Below are 17322 nucleotides of genomic sequence, written 5' to 3'. Positions count from 1 at the left end.
AAACCAGACGGCCAGAAGGCTCAGACATAGCGGCAACGCAACAGTGAGGGGGGCTGGATCTCCATGCTAAGCTCTTGCCCTTGCAACTGAGAATAAGCCTTGGCGAACTCTCCAAGTACAGGCATTTTCAGAGGGTTTTCTCTGTGCTAGTTTAGCGGCAGCAAGCGCAAGGGTCTCCTGACTTATGGTTGCCGAGCAAGTCATCCTAGAGATTCCCGAAGCCATCCTGAAAGGCCTGCAGAATGGGACCTACGAGCGCGTAGGCGGCGTGGTGCGAGAAGTGGCTTCTAAGCAGGTGGTGGCCTGGCTGAGAGAAACAGGGGGCTTGACACTCCCAAATAGCATTGGCAACTGGATCCCGGGAGTGGATATCATCAACGGGATCCTTGCCAACATTCAGTTGAGACAGATCAACCTAAGACTCATTGACATTAGCAATAAACTAAACACTGTCTTAGGCTTAACCCAATTCAATACTGCTCTTGGTCTGGCTAACCTGGGTTTGTCTGCCATAGGCTTTGCGGTCGTTATCTCTAAGCTTGATCAAATTGACTCTCGAATTCAACATCTTCAACAATCCATCTCAGAGCTCAAGGATACAATAGATAGATCGCTCCTTGCTAAGGCCAAGTCTGCTATCAACGTTGCAGAAATAGCTTTGAAGATGTCTTCCCAGACCAACAGGAAGCGATTGGTAACCGAGGTCATTCAGCCTCTGCTTGAGGCCGAGCACTATTATCAAGCTGCGTGGGATTCCAATTGGAACGAGAACAACGGCATTTTGGCTCGCGAGTACATCTTAATCCTATCTTTAGTCTATGTTACAGAGATTAAATGTTACTTAGAGCTGGAGGAGCATGAGATGGCTCTGAAGCGCCTGGCAGAGGCAGAGGAAATTTTAAAACCTCGTATTAGAGATTACATCAAGCTTTTATTGACCAAAAATCCTTCAGGATATCTCCACAGGACTTGCCAAGGAGTCAGCCTATCGAGCGTTGTGGAGATTCTCAAGTATGCAACGGGTGAATCCGATACGAATAAGCTGTTTGACGAATATATACGACCGGCTATTTTCAGCGCACAAGACATTGAATCCTATCTTGATAGTATGCCGATAAGATCTAGGAATGCCATCCTTGCCCTCATTTCCCCATCTCTGGTTGGTTTAGATTGGACATTCTGGGATCGCCTACCCTGGAACACCGCTGCTCGGAGAGACGTCATTTTCAAGCTAATGTCTCGAGTAAATCAAGTTATAGCGACTGCCCAGTCCATGATCGAATTGGACAGGAGGCTAGAAGGCTACAGATACGAAGTCACTGAAATGACTCGGCTTGGCCTCAGCTACCAAGAGTGGCAAAGTCTGGTTTTGCCACCGAGGAGCTCGCCGGAGAATCCGGACTCCAAGGTTTTGCTTCTGCTGCCGGCCTAGGATCAATGGGGGTAGAATCCACCGCCCAAACCAAATAGAACTGCCAGTATGCCAATACCAACAGCGACTCCAGCCGCCAGCTTCAGATCCTCCTTTAGCTTCTCAGCGTCCGCTCTTTCCTTTATCGCCGTCAATAGAAAAAGCTGATCCTCTCCGCTAAGCCCGCTTATAAACTCAGGGGATAAAGACTCAAGGGAGAGACTCTTAAAGTAGTCGATCCTGCTCCTGTAGTAAAGCTGAAGTTGAGTGAGTTCCGCACTTTTTTCTTTCTCATGTAGGGCAATTTTTGACTTCGCCCTTTCTTGGAAACTTTTGGCTGTCTCCACTTGCGCTTTACTGTACCTGTCAGAAAATGCTGACCAAGCAAATGCAAAGGCAATGATTACAAGTATAGTACCAATCGCTCCCCAGCCTCCTAAGAAAGCCAAAAAGCCCAAAAACAAAGAGAAAAGGCAGTTCTGTATGTTTTCATCCTTAGTAAGGAAGGCATAATCAACTCTGGCATCCTCTTCCTTAATGCCGATTGAAATAAGGTTTCTCCTTAGCTCGGACTTCACTTGCTCTATCTTTTGATTGTAGTTAACTTCGATACTTTCCTTGCGACGCTCTATTTCCTTTGCAGCTTTCTGTATCTTGTCAGGGTCGAACGGCCAAGTGCTGCCGTCTTGGGTGCTATAGCTGGGTTTGGCTTTCAGGCCTGGGCTATACTCGCTCCCTTTGGTCTGCGGAGCCTGGGAAGCCCTTTGAGAGTCGTAGGCTTTTCGCTTGACAGGGTCACTTAGTATCGTGTAGGCCTCTTGGATCGACTTAAACTTTTCTTCAATGTATTGTCGAGCCTTGTCCGGTGTACCGGGAGGGAGACGATCCGGGTGATACTCTTTGGCAAGCCGCCTGTAGTTCTCTTTAATTTCTTCAAGGGTCGCGTCAGGCTTTATTTCCAGCTCGCGGTAGAAATCTTTCATGAAGGGATCCCGTCTTTGCTACCTTGCCAGGAGGATTCTACTGTTACCGCTGAAAGCCTGTAAAGTGCTGTTTGATACCAGTTTGTTGTGGGTTGGCTACAACAGCACTTGAGTTTTTAACCAACGGGAGCGGAAGAGTTGGGTGACCAAGGAGCCACAACCTCGCCCAAAATGCCTTGGAGATCCCCTACCTGCGGTTGCTGTCCTGATTTTGGCCGGGGGCAACAGCCGCCGCATGGGATCCGACAAGGCTTTGGGGATGGGATGCCTCGTGCCACAATGGGTGAAGATTTGCTCTGTTTTCTATCTCGGCGCCGTGCTCAAGCCCCTGTACTATCGCGAGATCCCTTGTCCAGACACTGCCCAGGTGCTGCGCTGGCTGCAGGAGTGTATCCCCTTGCCTCAGGGCAGCCAAAAACTGCCGACCGCCACCGGCCTGCGCCTGCAGGGATGTGGGGCCGAGCTGGCCGTTTTCCTCTGGTCGGGGCTGAACACCACCTATCTCAAGGTGTTCCAGTGGTCGGAGCGGCCTTTCCCCCGGCAGGGGCGCTGGCTGAGAGAGCTGGAAAAGGCCATCCAGAGCCGATTTCCCCACCGCTACCCGCAGTTGCCAGCTATCGATCTCAGCCAGGGATCCATCTTTGAGCAACTGGAGCCTTTTTACCCGCAGACGGTGAAGTATTTCCGCCGCATTCCCAACGGCGAGTTTGACCTGCAGCGGGTTTACTGGTGGGAGAAGCGCTGGCGGGAAGAAGTGCAATCCCCCCATCCTCAGCGGCAGCCGGTGCTGTTTCGCCAGCCGGCCCCTGAACCTGCCCCCTTGGAGTGGGACTTGGTGATCGTGGGCGGGGCGCTGGGGGCCATCTACGGTGCGGCCATGGCCCGCTTAGGTTACCGCGTGGCCCTGGTGGAACGGCTGCCCTTTGGCCGCATGAACCGGGAGTGGAACATCTCGCGGCGGGAGCTGCAGACGCTAGCGGAGTTCGGCCTCCTCAGCACCGAGGAGATAGAGAGCCTCATCCTCAGGGAATACACCGATGGGTTCAACAAGTTTTTTGATGGCAACAGCCCCGTACGCGCCCCCGTCCTGCACACGCCGACGGTGTTGAACCTGGCCATCGATGCCGAAAAGCTCCTGCAGCTCTGCGGCCAGATCCTGAGATCCTGCGGCGGCACCATCTACGAGCGCACGGAGTTCCGGCGGGCCTACATCGAAGACCAGGGCGTCACGGTGGTGGTGAAAGATTTAATCGGCCAAGCTGAGTTTCGGCTGGGATCCCGCCTGTTGGTGGATGCCATGGGGACGGCCTCGCCCATTGCCCAGCAGCTCTACCGCCATCATGCTTTTGATAGCGTCTGCCCCACCGTCGGGGCCACCATTGCAGGAGGGTTTGAGCCGGGAGTATGGGATCCCCAATTTGGCGACATCCTGGCCAGCCACGGGGACATCAGCCGCGGTCGGCAGCTCATTTGGGAGCTCTTTCCCGGCCCCGGCGAGGATCTCACCTTCTACTTGTTCCACTACCACCAGGTACATCCGGAAAATCCGGGATCCCTGCTGGAATTGTACGAAGACTTTTTCACCATCCTGCCGGAGTACCGCCGCTGCAACCCAGAGCGCCTGCAGTGGAAAAAGGCCACCTTCGGCTACATTCCCGGACGGTTTAGCCCGCAGCGGACTCCAGAGGAGCCCTTCGACCGCGTCCTCTTGATTGGGGATGCGGCGGCCCTGCAATCCCCCCTGAGTTTTACCGGGTTTGGATCCCTGGTGCGCAACTGCCCCCGCCTCTGTGACCTGCTGAACACAGCCCTGCGCCACAACCTGCTCAAAGCCTCTGACCTGGCCCAGATCCGCGCCTACCAGGGCAACTCCGCCGTCACTTGGCTGTTCTCGCGGGGGATGATGGTGCCCACCGGCAAGGTATTGCCCCCCGAACGCATCAACGCCATCCTCAACAGCTTTTTCGGCATTCTCGCCACCGAGCCGCCAGAGGTGGTAGATGATTTCATCAAAGACCGGGCCGGCTGGCTGGCCTTTAACCGCATGGCCATCAAAGCGGCTTGGCAAAACCCGCGGCTGCTGCTGTGGATCTGGGAGGCCGTAGGGGCCAAGGGCTTTGCCCAGTGGCTACCTACCTACTTCGGCTATAGCGGGCTGGCCTTGACTTCAGCTTTGCTGAGGGGCTGGCTCCCAAGGCTGGTGCGGCGCCTGCAGCCCTGGTTGGAAGTCCATTATCCCCGCCTGTGGCTGCGCTGTCTGCACTGGAGCTACACCCTCACCTATGGAGTGGGGCAGCCGCGCATCGAGTTTCATCTCCCCGCCCCCAGCTCTCCTGTCCCGGAAAATATCCAGAACCCAGTACCCACTTGGATAGAAGAAAGGGCCTAGGCTGGAGACTTTCGCCACGCCAGTTGTTTCTGGGCTTTCGCTCTTTTGGAAGCACCATCTCTCTGACGCCCCCAGGAAAGGTGGGCGTCAACTGCTTTGTCAGCAGAGTCAACCAGCAAAAAATCTCGATGAGTGCTGGCAGTCCTTACTTGGGTTTGCTAGCAGTTATCTGCGCAGGATTGTTCGCTGGAGCGCTCATCAGGCAAAGCTCACCTCTTTGGTGTTGAAGCATCCTATCTCCAGGTAGTGACCAGTGGCAAAAGAGTCGTGTCCGCCTGTTCTTTAGTCTTGGCAATTGGCCCAAGTTGAGTATATAGTCAGTGCCTAACATCCAGGTTCAGATCGACGACGGATGGGAAAAGATCCCAGTTTCAATTCTGTCGAGAGATTGCTGAACTCCTCTTTTGCAAAACCTCTGTTTTCGCAAGGAAACCCTCTAGGACTGAGCCCAATGGTTTACACTTTTGAGATCATCGGCATTGCCCCTGCCCTCGAGTTCTTCTGTCAGCAGCAGGAGCTGGCAAAGCGGCCCTGTGGGGTGGAATACTTAGGCACCAGCCCTTGCACCTTGGATGCGCTGCTGGGATCCCTGGAGGAGGTGCCGGCCCGGCGGGGTTGGGATTGGGATCAGTTGGTGGAAACCGTCATCTGCTTTTGGTGTAGCAACCCCGATTTGGTGAGTTTGTGGCAGTCTCGCTTTCGGGATGCTGGGCAAGATGCCCTGTTGGTCTCGCGGGTGGGGCACATTCGCTCGCTGCAACAGGAGTTTGAGTGGCTGCTCAACCAATGAGGGCCATCAGCGGCTAGGCTAAGGTCAGAACTGGCTTGTAACCACCCATGAGCGACACGGTTTTCGGCAAGATCATCCGCAGGGAGATCCCGGCCCAGATTGTCTACGAAGATGAGCGGGCCATCGCCTTCAAAGATATCGCCCCTCAAGCCCCTGTCCACATCTTGGTGGTGCCCAAGGAGCCTATCCCCGGCATTGCCCAGGCCAAGCCCGACCAGGAAGCGTTGCTGGGGCATCTGCTATTGACGGCTCAGCGGGTGGCTGCCGAGGCAGGTTTAAACAAAGGTTATCGACTGGTGATCAACGAAGGGGAGGACGGCGGGCAGACCGTCTTTCACCTACACATCCACATTCTCGGCGGTCGAGCGATGGGTTGGCCGCCGGGTTAGGCGATGGCTTTTCCCACCAATCGGAGCCTCTGCAGGTACAATCCTGTCATTACCGAGAACAAACGGCGGGCGGGGTCTGGAACCGATGGAGTGGCATGTCACCGATGCAGAGAGCCTGATGATCATCGACCAGGAGGTGGGCAAGCACGAGCTTTCTCCTGCCGAGTATGAAGTGGTTCGCCGTGTTATTTATGCTACTGCCGACTTTGAGTACTTGAACCTTATCCGTTTTGGCAACGAAGCCTTGCAAGCTGGAGCGGCGGCTCTGGCAGCGCGTACCACCATTGTGGTAGATGAGCCGATGGTACAGGTAGGCATTGCCTGGGCCGTCCAGAACACCTTTTCCAACCCCATCTACTGCGGCAGCGAAGCGATTACTCGCCCCCAAAAAGATAAGACCCGCTCTGCTTGGGGATTGGAAACCCTGGCCCAACGCTATCCTGAAGCAATCTTTATCATTGGCCAATCCCAAACGGCTCTTTCCACGTTGGTTCGGTTGATTACAGAAAAGGAGGTGGCTCCTGCTCTGGTCATCGCCACGCCGGCTGGGTTTGTGAACGTGGTGAAAGCCAAGCAGGAGCTGGCCGATTCCATGGTGCCTCATATCCGCACCGAGGGACGCAAGGGGGGCCCTGCAGTGGCTGCGGCGGTGTTGGATGGCCTGCTGGACTTGGCTTGGCACGCCTATGTACGGGCCGGCAGTGCAGACCATTCCGGCAAATCTGCTAGCGGGTAGATGGGCATTGACAAGGGATCCCTATTGATTTGATGGAGTGGGTCTGGATTGAGCTGATCCAGATCACAGGCTTGGCGGGATCTCCGTCATGCCCCCCTCAGTCCGACCTTGAGAAGATGGGAGCCATCTTCTCAGTGCTGGACAGTAGAGAGCCTAAAGCGAGGGATCCGGTCATGCGGCAGTTCATCTGGGTTTGGGGAAGCGGCTGGCTTTTGGCTTTGGCCTTGGCCCCGGCAGGGTGGGCCCAAGCGGAGGTGGCGGCTCTTTTGCCCGCTGGACAGCCGGCTATAGCGCCCTCTCTCCCTGCGCCGCCGGACATCGACCGGAGGGAAGCTCGGCTCAGCCCCTACCAGCGCTGGCAACAGCAGCATGCTGCTGCGGAGATTCCCTCTTCTGGATGCGGGGGAGTTTTCTACCGCCTCTCTCAGGAAGCGGAACAGAGCCCAGAAGGGCTGCCTTTTCCACTGCAGCCAGACGGGATCCCTTTGGGAGAAGACAGCCCTTTTTTCCTGCATCCCAACGGGCTGCGCTACCGACAGTCTTATTGAAGTTTGGAGGGAAGTTTTTGCATCGGCAGAGCGGCTGTTTCCGAACCTGGCGAATCTCCCCTCTCCCCTAGGGAGAGGGGCTGGGGGCGAGCTGCGAGTACTGGCCTTGCCCCAGGCCAACCCTGAATCTCCCCTCTCCCCTAGGGAGAGGGGCTGGGGGTGAGGGATCAGTAATGATTCCCCACTTTGCGGTGGTGGATGGCAGTGAGGCCCTCCAGGTTGGAGACCCGCCCGGCTTCCACCGTGCTGTACACCACCCAGTGGTCGCTGGTTTCCAGACGGCTGACCACACGGCATTCCAGGTAGGCCAGGGCATCGGCCAGGATGGGGGATCCGTTGGCGGCGGGGTAAGTTTTGATGCCGGCAAAGCGGTCGGCCCCTGGTGGGAAGCGCTTCAGGAAGTGGCGCATCAAGGGCTGGTAGTGGCCCTCCGGTAAGGCGTTGAGGACGAAGGTATCCCCCACCTGCAGGAAGGACTCGATGGCCCGGTCTTTGGCCACGGCAACGCTGATCCCCGGCGGATCGCTGCTGGCCTGGGCCACCCAGGAGGCGAGCATGGCGCTGGTGGCCTGCCCTTTGCGAGCGGTGAGGATGTAGAGGCCGTTGCTGATGCGGCCCAGGGCGCGATCCAGGTCGGCATCGAGGGCTTTCATCTGCTGAATGCTGCGATCCCGGGTCAGCCATTGCCCCAAGTCGGTACCCGCTTCTTCAGCCACTTGCAGCAGAGCTTCGCTGGCAGGCTGCTTGAGCAAAATCGGGGCAAACACCTCTTTGGCACCGATCTCCTGCAGCGTGTTGCGGCAGAGGTAGACCGACTCATCATCTTCGCCGCCCGACTCGAAGAGGCCAAAGCCCTGCTTGCTGTGGGCAGAGGCCAAGAGGGTTTTCAGCAGCACCTGGGTGGTGGCCGCATCTGGCCCCGATTGGGGCGGCATGCCTATCACCACACCGGCGGCCAAGCTCATCAGCTCGCGCACCTCGTGGGCATCCACCAGCCGCAGATCCACCAGCTCCACCTGGGTGCCGGTTTTTTGGATCCCGTGGGCGATGGCTTGAGCCAGCACTTCCGCCTGGCCATATCCCGACAGGTAGAACACCGCCACCATCCGTTCGGCTTTGGCCTGCTCCAGGCTCCAGGTGCGGTATTGCTCTACCCAGTCGGACAGGTGATGGCGCAGCAGGGGGCCGTGGCCGGTGGCAATGGCGGCGATAGGGGGCAAGGCTTCCATGCGCTTCAGAGCCGAGAGCACCGAGCGGGCGTTGGGCCCCATAAGGCAGTCGTAGTAGAGCTTAAAGTCCGCCTGCAGCAGGTGGGGATGCTCATCCCAGGCGAAGTCGTCGCAGTAGTGCATCCCAAACACATCGCAGGTGTAGAGGATCTGGGTGCCGTGGTCGTAGGTAAGGATGGTGTCGGGCCAGTGCAAGTTGGGGGCGGAGATAAACTCTAGGACATGGCCCTTGCCCAGATCCAGGCGATCCCCCTGCTTCACCACCAGCCGCCGGAAGGGCCGATGCACCAGGTCTTCCAGAAATTGCATGGCCACTTTGGAGGCCACCACCGTCGCCTGGGGCGCCAGCTCCAGCAGATCCCCCACCAAGCCGCTGTGATCCGGCTCGGTGTGGCTGACCACCAGGTAGTCGATCTGGGCAGGATTAAGGAGCCCCTGCAGGAGATCCAGGTACAACTGGCGAAATTTCTCGTGGGAGGTGTCGATGAGGGCCACCTTCTCGCCGCGAATCAAAAAGGAGTTGTAGGTGGTGCCGTTTTCCAGGGCGAATTCAATGTCAAACCGATCTCGATCCCAATCTTGAGAGCGAATGGCGAGGGTATCGGCGCCAATGGGCAAAGTTTGCAGCGTCAGATGCGACTGGGCCAGGTGAGGTGCGACTTGAGGTGCAACCGCAGTAGTGACCATGTTCTCTCCCTAACCTGAAGTCGGTTAACAATTCTGATCTCAATGTAACTGAATGTTTATGCCGAGGCAGGATAAATAATGAAAGGCCCAGGTTTCGAAATCCTTATGGAATGCTTCTAGGGATCCCTGGGTTCCTGCCAATCGAGGGAGTTGAGATTCAAGGCTGCCGCAAACTGGGCCAAGGTGCGGCGCAACTGGTTCAGATTTTGGCCGGTAGCAGCAGAGACAAAGAGAGCTTTGGGGTAGAGCAGGCGCACATCTTCTACCCATTCGGGATCGAGGCGGTCAATTTTGTTAAACACCAATTGTCGCGGCCCGGTGGCCAAGGGCATGCCATCCAGCAATTTTTCCACCGCCTCGATCTGCCCTTCCCAGTTGGGGTGAGAGAGATCCACCACGTGCAGCAGGGCGTCAGCCTCTGTCACTTCCTCCAAAGTGGCCTGGAAGGCGTCCACCAGTTGCTCCGGCAGTTCCGTTAGAAATCCTACCGTGTCGGTGAGCAGCACCGCCTGGTGGTCGGGCAGCTCCAGCCGCCGGGTAGTGGGATCCAAGGTGGCAAAGAGCTGATCGGCAACATAGACCTGGGCGTGGGTGAGGGCATTCAGGAGGGTGGATTTGCCGGCATTGGTGTAGCCCACCAGCGCCACCACGGGAATCTGGGATCCCTCGCGGCGTTGGCGCAGCCGTTGCCGGTGGCGGCGCAGCTCTTCTACTTCTTGCCGCAGCTTGCCGATGCGCCGCTGAATGGCCCGTCGCTCCATTTCCAGTTGGGTTTCCCCAGGGCCGCGGGTGCCGATCCCACCCCCCAGTCGCGACATGGTGCGCCCTCGACCGGCCAGGCGCGGCAGCAGATATTGCAGTTGCGCCAGCTCCACCTGTAACTTCCCGGCCCGTGTTCTGGCCCGCTGGGCAAAGATATCCAGGATCACCTCGCTGCGATCCACCACCCGCACCCCCACCGCCTCTTCCAGGGTGCGCACCTGGCTGGGGGTGAGCTCGCGGTCGAACACCACCAGGTTAGCCCCCAGATCCTGTACCAGCAGCGCCAACTCCTGCACCTTACCAGAGCCAATGACTGTGGCGGAATTGGGGCCTTCCCGCCGTTGCCAGAGGGTTTGCAGCACCTGTCCGCCGGCACTTTCCACCAGGCGGCCCAGCTCTGTCAGCCTGTCCATCAGGTCTTCGCGGCTCTGCCCCAGCTCCTGCAGCCCCACCAGGATCGCTCGCTCCTGCTTGGGATCCACCTGGCGGGCGGTCAATTGGCGCCGAAAGCCATCCTCCAGCTCCGTCACCAGCTCCTGCAGATCCTGTTCTGCCAGGATCCCCAGGGGCAAAGGCTCCGAGACCTGCCAGCGGTGCCCCTCCTGCGGCACCAGGTGGGCCAGATAGGCGCAGTTGACAAAGCCCGTGGCCGCTCCACCTCGCCGCCGCTGCCCTCCTGCCTTGGCCACGGAAAGGGTGATAAGGGCATCCAAACGCTGCAAAGCCATGGCCGTCAGCGCTTTCTGGCCGGGGCCTCCTGCCCCAGTTTGGGTGGTGATGCAGCGGATCCCGGAGAGGCGCTCGGCTCCCTGGCGAGGCAATTCCCAGGCCGGGATCTGGGTCTCAAAAGGGGATCCCAGCCCCACGCGGATCACTTGGCCGCGCCGGTTCAGGTAAACACTGATGGGCTGGCCTTCTAGATCTTGAGTCAGGGATCCCAGCCGTTGGGCAAACTCCACCGTCACCAAGCGGTTGGGGGGTAGGCGCAGTTGGTAAAGCCGTTGCAGTTGTTTTTGCTGGTAGGGCTTTAACCCTTTGACCTGTTCGCGAAAAGGGCGCGCGGCAATGGCAGAACTAAAGCGTGAGTCGGCTGGATGGCGAGAGGTGCTAACCTTGGGCATAGGAATGGGCAGAAACCCAAGAACGAGCTTTTATCTACCATACACGCCGGCTGCCAAGCCCGTGAGTGGCTCAGATCCTTGCCCCATAGATAGAACCCACCTCAGGGACGCGGCCCAACAAATGAGAAAAAGGTGCTGTCTTGAGCAAATCGCGCCGGCGGGACGGAGTCCTCTGCCGGTTCTTGCTTGGCTAACCGTTGGGCTGCTGGCGGGATCCCTCATGGCCTGCCGCCAGAGGGCTGCTCCGGTTTCCCCAGAGCTGGATCCTGTGCGGCGTCACATCGGCAAAGATGGCACGCACTTTGAGGCTTCTTTGGGGGATACCCGCGCCCTTCCCCCTCACTTTCCCCCTCATTTGCAGTTGCCCAACGCTGCCGTTGTCTCTTCCGGGCAGATTTGGGATCGAGGGGGGGGCCTTGCTTCCTTGATTTTGCAGACCTCTCAGCCTCTGGAGGAGATTGCCGTCTACTATCGTCGCACCCTGTGGGGCCGGGGCTGGGATCTCCTCTCGGATCTGGAACAGGCCAACGGCATCCGCACCTTGGTGTTCGAGTCTCCCCCCCACCCTGAACAGTCCCTGTACCAGGCAGTCATTCAGGTGGGATCCCCCCGCCGCGGGCCGGATCAGGTGGAGTACCGGGATATCTTGATTTTGCTGAGTACCGTTGCCCCTGTCGGCAAAGCGCAGCCTGCTGCTACAGCCTCTCCTTAAAGCATGCCTGTCTATACCCAAGCGATGGAGATTGCCGCTGACGTGGCGCGGGTGGAGCGCTGTCTCATTGACCCGGAGCTGATGCGGCGCTGGCTTAACCCGCTTTTGGGCTGCGAAGCGCTGGGATCCCCTACGGGGCAACTGGGCAGCCGCTACCGCTTTTTCCTGCGCCTGCCTCTCATTTCCCCCAGCCTGGACTGCGTGATCGCCGAGCGGGCCGAGGGCCTGGTGCAGTGGCAGTTTGAGGGGTTTTTTCAGGGCACTGACCGCTGGGAGTGCCGCCCCCAAGCGTCGGGAACGCTGTTGGTGAACCGCTTTGAGTTTTCCATCCCCAACCCCTGGGTGGCGGCAGGGTTTTACCTAGTGGCGGCAGAGCTAACCCGGCACGACATGCGGGCGCAACTGCGACGGCTAAAGGCAGTGGCCGAGGCTTTGGGTTAGGCTGGTGGCAGCAGTAAAGAAACGTAAAAAATGGCAATGACCAGCAACAGCGGCCTGTTCAACCGTCGCTTTTTCGACAACTTCATCCCCCAGCCGGCCAACAGCCCTCTGCAGATTGGCGAGCTGGCCCCCGACTTTGAGCTGCCCAATGTACACGGGGATCCCGTGCGCCTGTCGGACTACCGCGGCCACCAGCCGGTGGTTCTGGCTTTTACCCGTATTTTCACGGAAAAGCTCTTCTGCCCCTTCTGCTACCCCCACATCCAGGATCTGAAGGCCCGCTACGAGGAGATCCGGTCTTTGGGAGCAGAGCTGCTGATGATTACCAGCACCGACCCGGTGCAAAGCCAACAGATCCAAGCCGACCTGCAACTGCCCTATCCGCTGTTGGTGGATCCGGAGTGCAAGACCTTTCGGCTCTACGGTGTCGGCCAAGCGCTGGGGGCACCCCTGCCGGGCCAGTTCATCGTCGATCGCGAGGGGAGGCTGCGCTATAAGCACCTCTTCTCCTTTGTCGAGCCCAACGCCGAGACCGACGAGGTGCTGCGGGCCTTGCGAGAAGGGCTAGCCGGCGGCTGGGACGGAACCCGCCGGGTGGCTCCCGTGCCTTTCCTTTGATATCTGCTGTGCGGGAGGGAAAAGGAGTGGTCTTTGCGCGGCTGGCCCAGAGCGGCGCCCGTCAGGCGGAGATCCTGGAAGTAGTCCTGCGCCACGGCTGGGACTACATGCGGCGCTTGCTCTCCTTGGGCAAGGCGGAAGAGCCGCAACTGCCGCCGCCGATGGTGCTGCGCAACATCCTGGTGGATCTGGGGCCGGTTTATGTGAAGCTGGGCCAGTTGCTGAGCACCCGCCCCGATCTGTTGCCGCGGGAGTACATCGAGGCCCTCAGCACGCTGCAGAGCAATGTGCCCCCCGTGCCCTGGAAGGCGGTGGAGATCCTGCTGCGCCAGCAGTTGCAAAAGCCCCTGGAGCAGATATTCAGCAGCCTGGACACGGAAGCAGTGGCAGCGGGATCCATTGCCCAAGTCCATCGCGCCCGCCTGCTCAGCGGCGAACTGGTGGCCCTCAAGATCCAACGGCCGGGGCTGGAAGCAGTGGTGGAACAGGATACGCGGCTTATCCGTGGCATTGCTGAGCTGGTGGCGCAAACGGAGTTCGGTAGGCTAACAGACGTGGTGGCCTTGGCCAATGAGTTTTGCCGGGCGCTGCAGGCGGAGCTGGACTTTACCCAGGAAGCCCGCCACACCGAGCAGCTCCGCCAACAGTTGCAAAAGGGACGTTGGTTTGACCCCAATCAACTGGTGGTGCCGCGCGTCTACTGGTCGCTCACCACGCCCAAGGTGCTGACGCTGGAGTGGATCGAGGGAAAGCCCCTGCTAGAGGCGGATCGCAGCGATGTCGATCCCAAACAGATCGCCCGCCTGCTCACCCGCGCCTTTTTCCAGCAGATCTGCCTTGACGGCTATTTCCACGCCGATCCTCACCCCGGCAACCTCTTCTACCTGGGATCCGGTCGCGTGGCCCTCTTGGACTGCGGCATGATTGGGCGGCTGGATCCCCGCACGCAGCAGATTGTGCTGGAGCTGATTTTGGCCATCGTCAGCCTGGATGCCCAGCGCTGTGCTGAGCTCACGCTGGAACTGGCCCTGCCGGAAAGTCCTAGGGGCAGCCCGCGGGATCCCGCCGTCAGCCTGGCCCAACTGCAGAGGGAATACGAGCGCCTCTTGCGCCAGTACTACACCCTGAGCGTTGCCGAGCTGGATTTTAGCGAGCTCTTTTCCGAGATCCTACAGGCGGCACGGCGCAACCAGATCCGCATCCCCGGCAACCTGGGGCTGTGCGCCAAGGCCCTGGCCAACCTGGAAGGGATCGCCCGCCAGCTCACCCCAGACTACAATCTGCCGGAGCAAATTCGCCCCCTGATGGCCGATGTGTTTCGGCAGCAGTTGCTGGGGGATGCCCCCCTGCCCTCGCTGCTGCGCACAGCCCTGGATCTCAAAAACCTCTCGCTGCAGTCGCCGCGGCAACTGGAAGTGCTGCTTAGCCGCATCACCTCCGAGACCCAGCGCTGGAACCTGACGGTGCAGGAGCTGGAAGGCCTCCGCACCAGCCTGGACCAGTCGGCCAACCGCCTCTCCTACAGCATCCTGGTTGGATCCCTGATTATTGGCGCTGCCATCATCTCGGCGCAAACCCAGCGCTTCCAGGTCTTTTGGCTAAGCGAGCTGCTCTTTGGCGCCGCCAGCCTGCTGGGGCTGTGGCTCATCCTCAGCATCCTGCGCTCCGGTCGCCTGCGGGGCTAATCCCCTACGCATCTCGTGTTGGCAAAGCAACACAAAAACGGTAGCAGCGGCTTTGCGAGCGCCTCGCCAAATCCCGCAAAGGCCGATTCTTTCGTTGACCCGCTCGATGCCTTGCCCCACAAGGCTTTCAGGCCTCTTGCCCCCCCTCTTCCAGGCCCTTTTTTGCCGTCTTCGACCGACCCCCTCGCAAATGGGTCTTGCATTCCTTGCCCCACTTGGGTTTAATAGGGGTAGAGGTTCCCCTTCGGGGGGATCCCTAGAAATTGGAAACGATTCAGGGCAGGGAACGACAGACCTGCCCTTGTCTAGGTTCCCCTTCGGGGGGATCCCTAGAAATTGGAAACTCCCCGAGAGTCGACCAAATAAGCGTGGATCATGGCTGGGTTCCCCTTCGGGGGGATCCCTAGAAATTGGAAACCAGCGGATCGAGGCCTCTAGGTCGGGAGCGTCCCCGTAGGTTCCCCTTCGGGGGGATCCCTAGAAATTGGAAACACGCCCCCAACCAACGGACGGCCTTGACTCCGTGCATCCCTGGTTCCCCTTCGGGGGGATCCCTAGAAATTGGAAACACTAATTGCTACCCGGTCCTTCCCCGTGAGGATCCGGGGGTTCCCCTTCGGGGGGATCCCTAGAAATTGGAAACACCACCTTATGGCCTTGATACCGTGCATCCCTTATCGTGGTTCCCCTTCGGGGGGATCCCTAGAAATTGGAAACGTCGTTCTTCTCTGTCGAAGGGAGCGACAGAAAAAAACAGTGGTTCCCCTTCGGGGGGATCCCTAGAAATTGGAAACGCTCTCTCCCCGATAGGTCACCACCACCTGGTATGAGGTGGTTCCCCTTCGGGGGGATCCCTAGAAATTGGAAACCCGTCCCGGTAGGTGACCTTGCCCGCTTCGCACAGCGGGGTTCCCCTTCGGGGGGATCCCTAGAAATTGGAAACGTTCTCGAGCCTCTTATCTTGGCTGGTACTGTTGTCAGCATGGTTCCCCTTCGGGGGGATCCCTAGAAATTGGAAACTGGATCTGCAGAACTCGTATGTCCGGGCTCGCTATTGGTTCCCCTTCGGGGGGATCCCTAGAAATTGGAAACAGAGGAAGAACTCCACTTCCGAGGTGAACTGGGCGTAGGGGTTCCCCTTCGGGGGGATCCCTAGAAATTGGAAACACGGCCTTGATTCCGTGCATTCCCTTGTCCTTTTTAAGGTTCCCCTTCGGGGGGATCCCTAGAAATTGGAAACACCAACCACTCGCCGATCAGTTGTTTCATCACCCGGTCGTAGCGGTTCCCCTTCGGGGGGATCCCTAGAAATTGGAAACCTCTCTAAATGGTGGGGCGTGCGTTCCGCCGCACTCCTTGGTTCCCCTTCGGGGGGATCCCTAGAAATTGGAAACCACCAGTAGCGGTAATTTGTTGGAGTAGGTCCTTAATGGTTCCCCTTCGGGGGGATCCCTAGAAATTGGAAACATCGGCGTATGTCCAGGCATCCCCGCAATAACGAGCCCGGAGGTTCCCCTTCGGGGGGATCCCTAGAAATTGGAAACCACCGGCGGAGGAGACGCCCCCACCGTCCGCCACTGCCGGTTCCCCTTCGGGGGGATCCCTAGAAATTGGAAACACGACTACCCCCTTGAATCGGGGCCGGCCTACTACTTCATCGTGGTTCCCCTTCGGGGGGATCCCTAGAAATTGGAAACGCGCGCTCGCCCGCGCGCTCGCCGTCTCCAACTCTAGGTTCCCCTTCGGGGGGATCCCTAGAAATTGGAAACGCAGGGGCTGCTGGGGGTGGTGGCCGGCGGGGCGGGGCGGCGGTTCCCCTTCGGGGGGATCCCTAGAAATTGGAAACAGTATAGGCTTGCTGATGCTTGGCAGTAAACCGTAACTGGTTCCCCTTCGGGGGGATCCCTAGAAATTGGAAACTTCCGGGATGTTGCTCCCAGTGACCCGTATTTCGGCGAGGTTCCCCTTCGGGGGGATCCCTAGAAATTGGAAACAGTTGTTCACCACCCTTCCATAAGGTATGTCTATTACGGTTCCCCTTCGGGGGGATCCCTAGAAATTGGAAACAATACCTCGGCTCGGAAATCGAGATTCTCCCAGCAGGGTTCCCCTTCGGGGGGATCCCTAGAAATTGGAAACGGTTTCTTCCAGTCGTAGGTACATCTGGGTTTCCCAGGTTCCCCTTCGGGGGGATCCCTAGAAATTGGAAACGCCCAGACTCTGGCCGCAGCCTTTGCAAAAGGATTTAGTGGTTCCCCTTCGGGGGGATCCCTAGAAATTGGAAACGATGAAAGGCTTGCCCTCAAGGCAGAGCAGGGCTTGAGCCGGTTCCCCTTCGGGGGGATCCCTAGAAATTGGAAACAATCGGGGGCAACCTATGACCTCGTCATAGGTGCTCTGGTTCCCCTTCGGGGGGATCCCTAGAAATTGGAAACCGCCGGGCCGATGGCGATAACCTCGTTATTGTTGAGGATGTTCCCCCTTCGGGGGGATCCCTAGAAATTGGAAACCTACTGGTTGTGGAGTGCGGCTTCGACTAATTCGAGCTGTTCCCCCTTCGGGGGGATCCCTAGAAATTGGAAACGGTGCCACTCCCAGCGCCAGTTCTGGGGCCGCAGCCCTGTTCCCCCTTCGGGGGGATCCCTAGAAATTGGAAACACCCAGATGTAGCTGGGCTATTACTGACCTCTACCGTTCCCCCTTCGGGGGGATCCCTAGAAATTGGAAACTCTTGGGCGATTCCAGATTCGACCAGTTGGTTGACGTAAGTTCCCCCTTCGGGGGGATCCCTAGAAATTGGAAACGGAACGATTTGGGACGC

13 protein-coding genes and 1 CRISPR repeat array are annotated in these 17322 nt (G+C 58.5%); of the genes, 10 read left to right on the top strand and 3 right to left on the bottom strand.

The window, feature by feature from the left end; translation table 11 throughout:
* The first annotated feature begins 184 nt into the window (after positions 1-184).
* Positions 185-1432 carry a hypothetical protein gene (locus NW844_RS08150; protein WP_414334892.1) on the top strand — a complete coding sequence of 416 codons (1248 nt, stop codon included), beginning with the start codon at positions 185-187 and terminating at the stop codon, positions 1430-1432.
* Positions 1433-1434: 2 nt separating this feature from the next.
* Here the strand turns inward: NW844_RS08150 and NW844_RS08145 are convergent, their stop codons facing one another.
* Complete coding sequence (locus NW844_RS08145; protein WP_414334891.1) at positions 1435-2394, bottom strand: J domain-containing protein; 960 nt, start codon at positions 2392-2394, stop codon at positions 1435-1437.
* Positions 2395-2653: 259 nt separating this feature from the next.
* On the opposite strand from NW844_RS08145, the gene NW844_RS08140 reads away from it, so the two are divergent.
* From NW844_RS08140 to NW844_RS08120, 5 genes are all read left to right on the top strand, one after another.
* Positions 2654-4783 carry an NAD(P)/FAD-dependent oxidoreductase gene (locus NW844_RS08140; protein ID WP_414334893.1) on the top strand — a complete coding sequence of 710 codons (2130 nt, stop codon included), beginning with the start codon at positions 2654-2656 and terminating at the stop codon, positions 4781-4783.
* A 451-nt stretch (positions 4784-5234) separates the two neighbouring features.
* Positions 5235-5573, top strand: a complete 339-nt coding sequence (locus NW844_RS08135) for a hypothetical protein (RefSeq protein ID WP_414334890.1) — start codon at positions 5235-5237, stop codon at positions 5571-5573.
* Between the two features lie 47 nt (positions 5574-5620).
* Positions 5621-5962, top strand: coding sequence for a histidine triad nucleotide-binding protein (locus tag NW844_RS08130; protein WP_414334889.1), 342 nt, complete (start codon positions 5621-5623; stop codon positions 5960-5962).
* A gap of 85 nt (positions 5963-6047) precedes the next feature.
* Positions 6048-6698: a precorrin-8X methylmutase gene (locus NW844_RS08125; RefSeq protein ID WP_414334888.1), complete on the top strand. Its 651-nt coding sequence runs from the start codon at positions 6048-6050 to the stop codon at positions 6696-6698.
* A 173-nt stretch (positions 6699-6871) separates the two neighbouring features.
* Positions 6872-7246, top strand: coding sequence for a hypothetical protein (locus NW844_RS08120; protein WP_414334887.1), 375 nt, complete (start codon positions 6872-6874; stop codon positions 7244-7246).
* A 167-nt stretch (positions 7247-7413) separates the two neighbouring features.
* On the opposite strand, the gene NW844_RS08115 is transcribed toward NW844_RS08120, so the two are convergent.
* Positions 7414-9162 (bottom strand): diflavin flavoprotein, encoded by a 1749-nt coding sequence (locus NW844_RS08115; protein ID WP_414334886.1) that lies wholly within the window; start codon positions 9160-9162, stop codon positions 7414-7416.
* A 116-nt stretch (positions 9163-9278) separates the two neighbouring features.
* Complete coding sequence (hflX, locus tag NW844_RS08110; RefSeq protein WP_414334885.1) at positions 9279-11045, bottom strand: GTPase HflX; 1767 nt, start codon at positions 11043-11045, stop codon at positions 9279-9281.
* A 121-nt stretch (positions 11046-11166) separates the two neighbouring features.
* On the opposite strand from hflX, the gene NW844_RS08105 reads away from it, so the two are divergent.
* Genes NW844_RS08105 through NW844_RS08090 form a run of 4 tightly spaced genes read left to right on the top strand, consistent with a single transcriptional unit; the run spans position 11167 to position 14501 of the window.
* Positions 11167-11757: a hypothetical protein gene (locus NW844_RS08105; RefSeq protein ID WP_414334884.1), complete on the top strand. Its 591-nt coding sequence runs from the start codon at positions 11167-11169 to the stop codon at positions 11755-11757.
* A 3-nt stretch (positions 11758-11760) separates the two neighbouring features.
* Positions 11761-12198, top strand: a complete 438-nt coding sequence (locus NW844_RS08100) for an SRPBCC family protein (RefSeq protein ID WP_414334883.1) — start codon at positions 11761-11763, stop codon at positions 12196-12198.
* 36 nt (positions 12199-12234) lie between these two features.
* On the top strand, positions 12235-12816 hold the full coding sequence (locus NW844_RS08095) for a peroxiredoxin family protein (protein WP_414334882.1): 582 nt from the start codon (positions 12235-12237) through the stop codon (positions 12814-12816).
* A 26-nt stretch (positions 12817-12842) separates the two neighbouring features.
* Positions 12843-14501 (top strand): ABC1 kinase family protein, encoded by a 1659-nt coding sequence (locus tag NW844_RS08090; protein WP_414334881.1) that lies wholly within the window; start codon positions 12843-12845, stop codon positions 14499-14501.
* A gap of 235 nt (positions 14502-14736) precedes the next feature.
* A CRISPR array of direct repeats spans positions 14737-17305; the repeat unit is 36 nt; unit sequence GGTTCCCCTTCGGGGGGATCCCTAGAAATTGGAAAC.
* Positions 17306-17322: the final 17 nt, after the last annotated feature.

Origin of the sequence: Synechococcus sp. H55.2 (assembly GCF_047462495.1) — a bacterium.
In the GTDB taxonomy this organism is placed as follows: domain Bacteria; phylum Cyanobacteriota; class Cyanobacteriia; order Thermostichales; family Thermostichaceae; genus Thermostichus.
The sequence above is the reverse complement of the archived record's forward strand: the minus strand, read 5'-3'. Positions and strand labels throughout refer to the sequence as shown.

Coding starts and splice junctions, on each gene's coding strand:
- NW844_RS08150 (WP_414334892.1), top strand. CDS start 185: ATGGTTGCCGAGCAAGTCATCCTAGAGATTCCCGAAGCCATCCTGAAA.
- NW844_RS08145 (WP_414334891.1), bottom strand. CDS start 2,394: ATGAAAGATTTCTACCGCGAGCTGGAAATAAAGCCTGACGCGACCCTT.
- NW844_RS08140 (WP_414334893.1), top strand. CDS start 2,654: ATGGGATGCCTCGTGCCACAATGGGTGAAGATTTGCTCTGTTTTCTAT.
- NW844_RS08135 (WP_414334890.1), top strand. CDS start 5,235: ATGGTTTACACTTTTGAGATCATCGGCATTGCCCCTGCCCTCGAGTTC.
- NW844_RS08130 (WP_414334889.1), top strand. CDS start 5,621: ATGAGCGACACGGTTTTCGGCAAGATCATCCGCAGGGAGATCCCGGCC.
- NW844_RS08125 (WP_414334888.1), top strand. CDS start 6,048: ATGGAGTGGCATGTCACCGATGCAGAGAGCCTGATGATCATCGACCAG.
- NW844_RS08120 (WP_414334887.1), top strand. CDS start 6,872: ATGCGGCAGTTCATCTGGGTTTGGGGAAGCGGCTGGCTTTTGGCTTTG.
- NW844_RS08115 (WP_414334886.1), bottom strand. CDS start 9,162: ATGGTCACTACTGCGGTTGCACCTCAAGTCGCACCTCACCTGGCCCAG.
- hflX (WP_414334885.1), bottom strand. CDS start 11,045: ATGCCCAAGGTTAGCACCTCTCGCCATCCAGCCGACTCACGCTTTAGT.
- NW844_RS08105 (WP_414334884.1), top strand. CDS start 11,167: ATGAGAAAAAGGTGCTGTCTTGAGCAAATCGCGCCGGCGGGACGGAGT.
- NW844_RS08100 (WP_414334883.1), top strand. CDS start 11,761: ATGCCTGTCTATACCCAAGCGATGGAGATTGCCGCTGACGTGGCGCGG.
- NW844_RS08095 (WP_414334882.1), top strand. CDS start 12,235: ATGACCAGCAACAGCGGCCTGTTCAACCGTCGCTTTTTCGACAACTTC.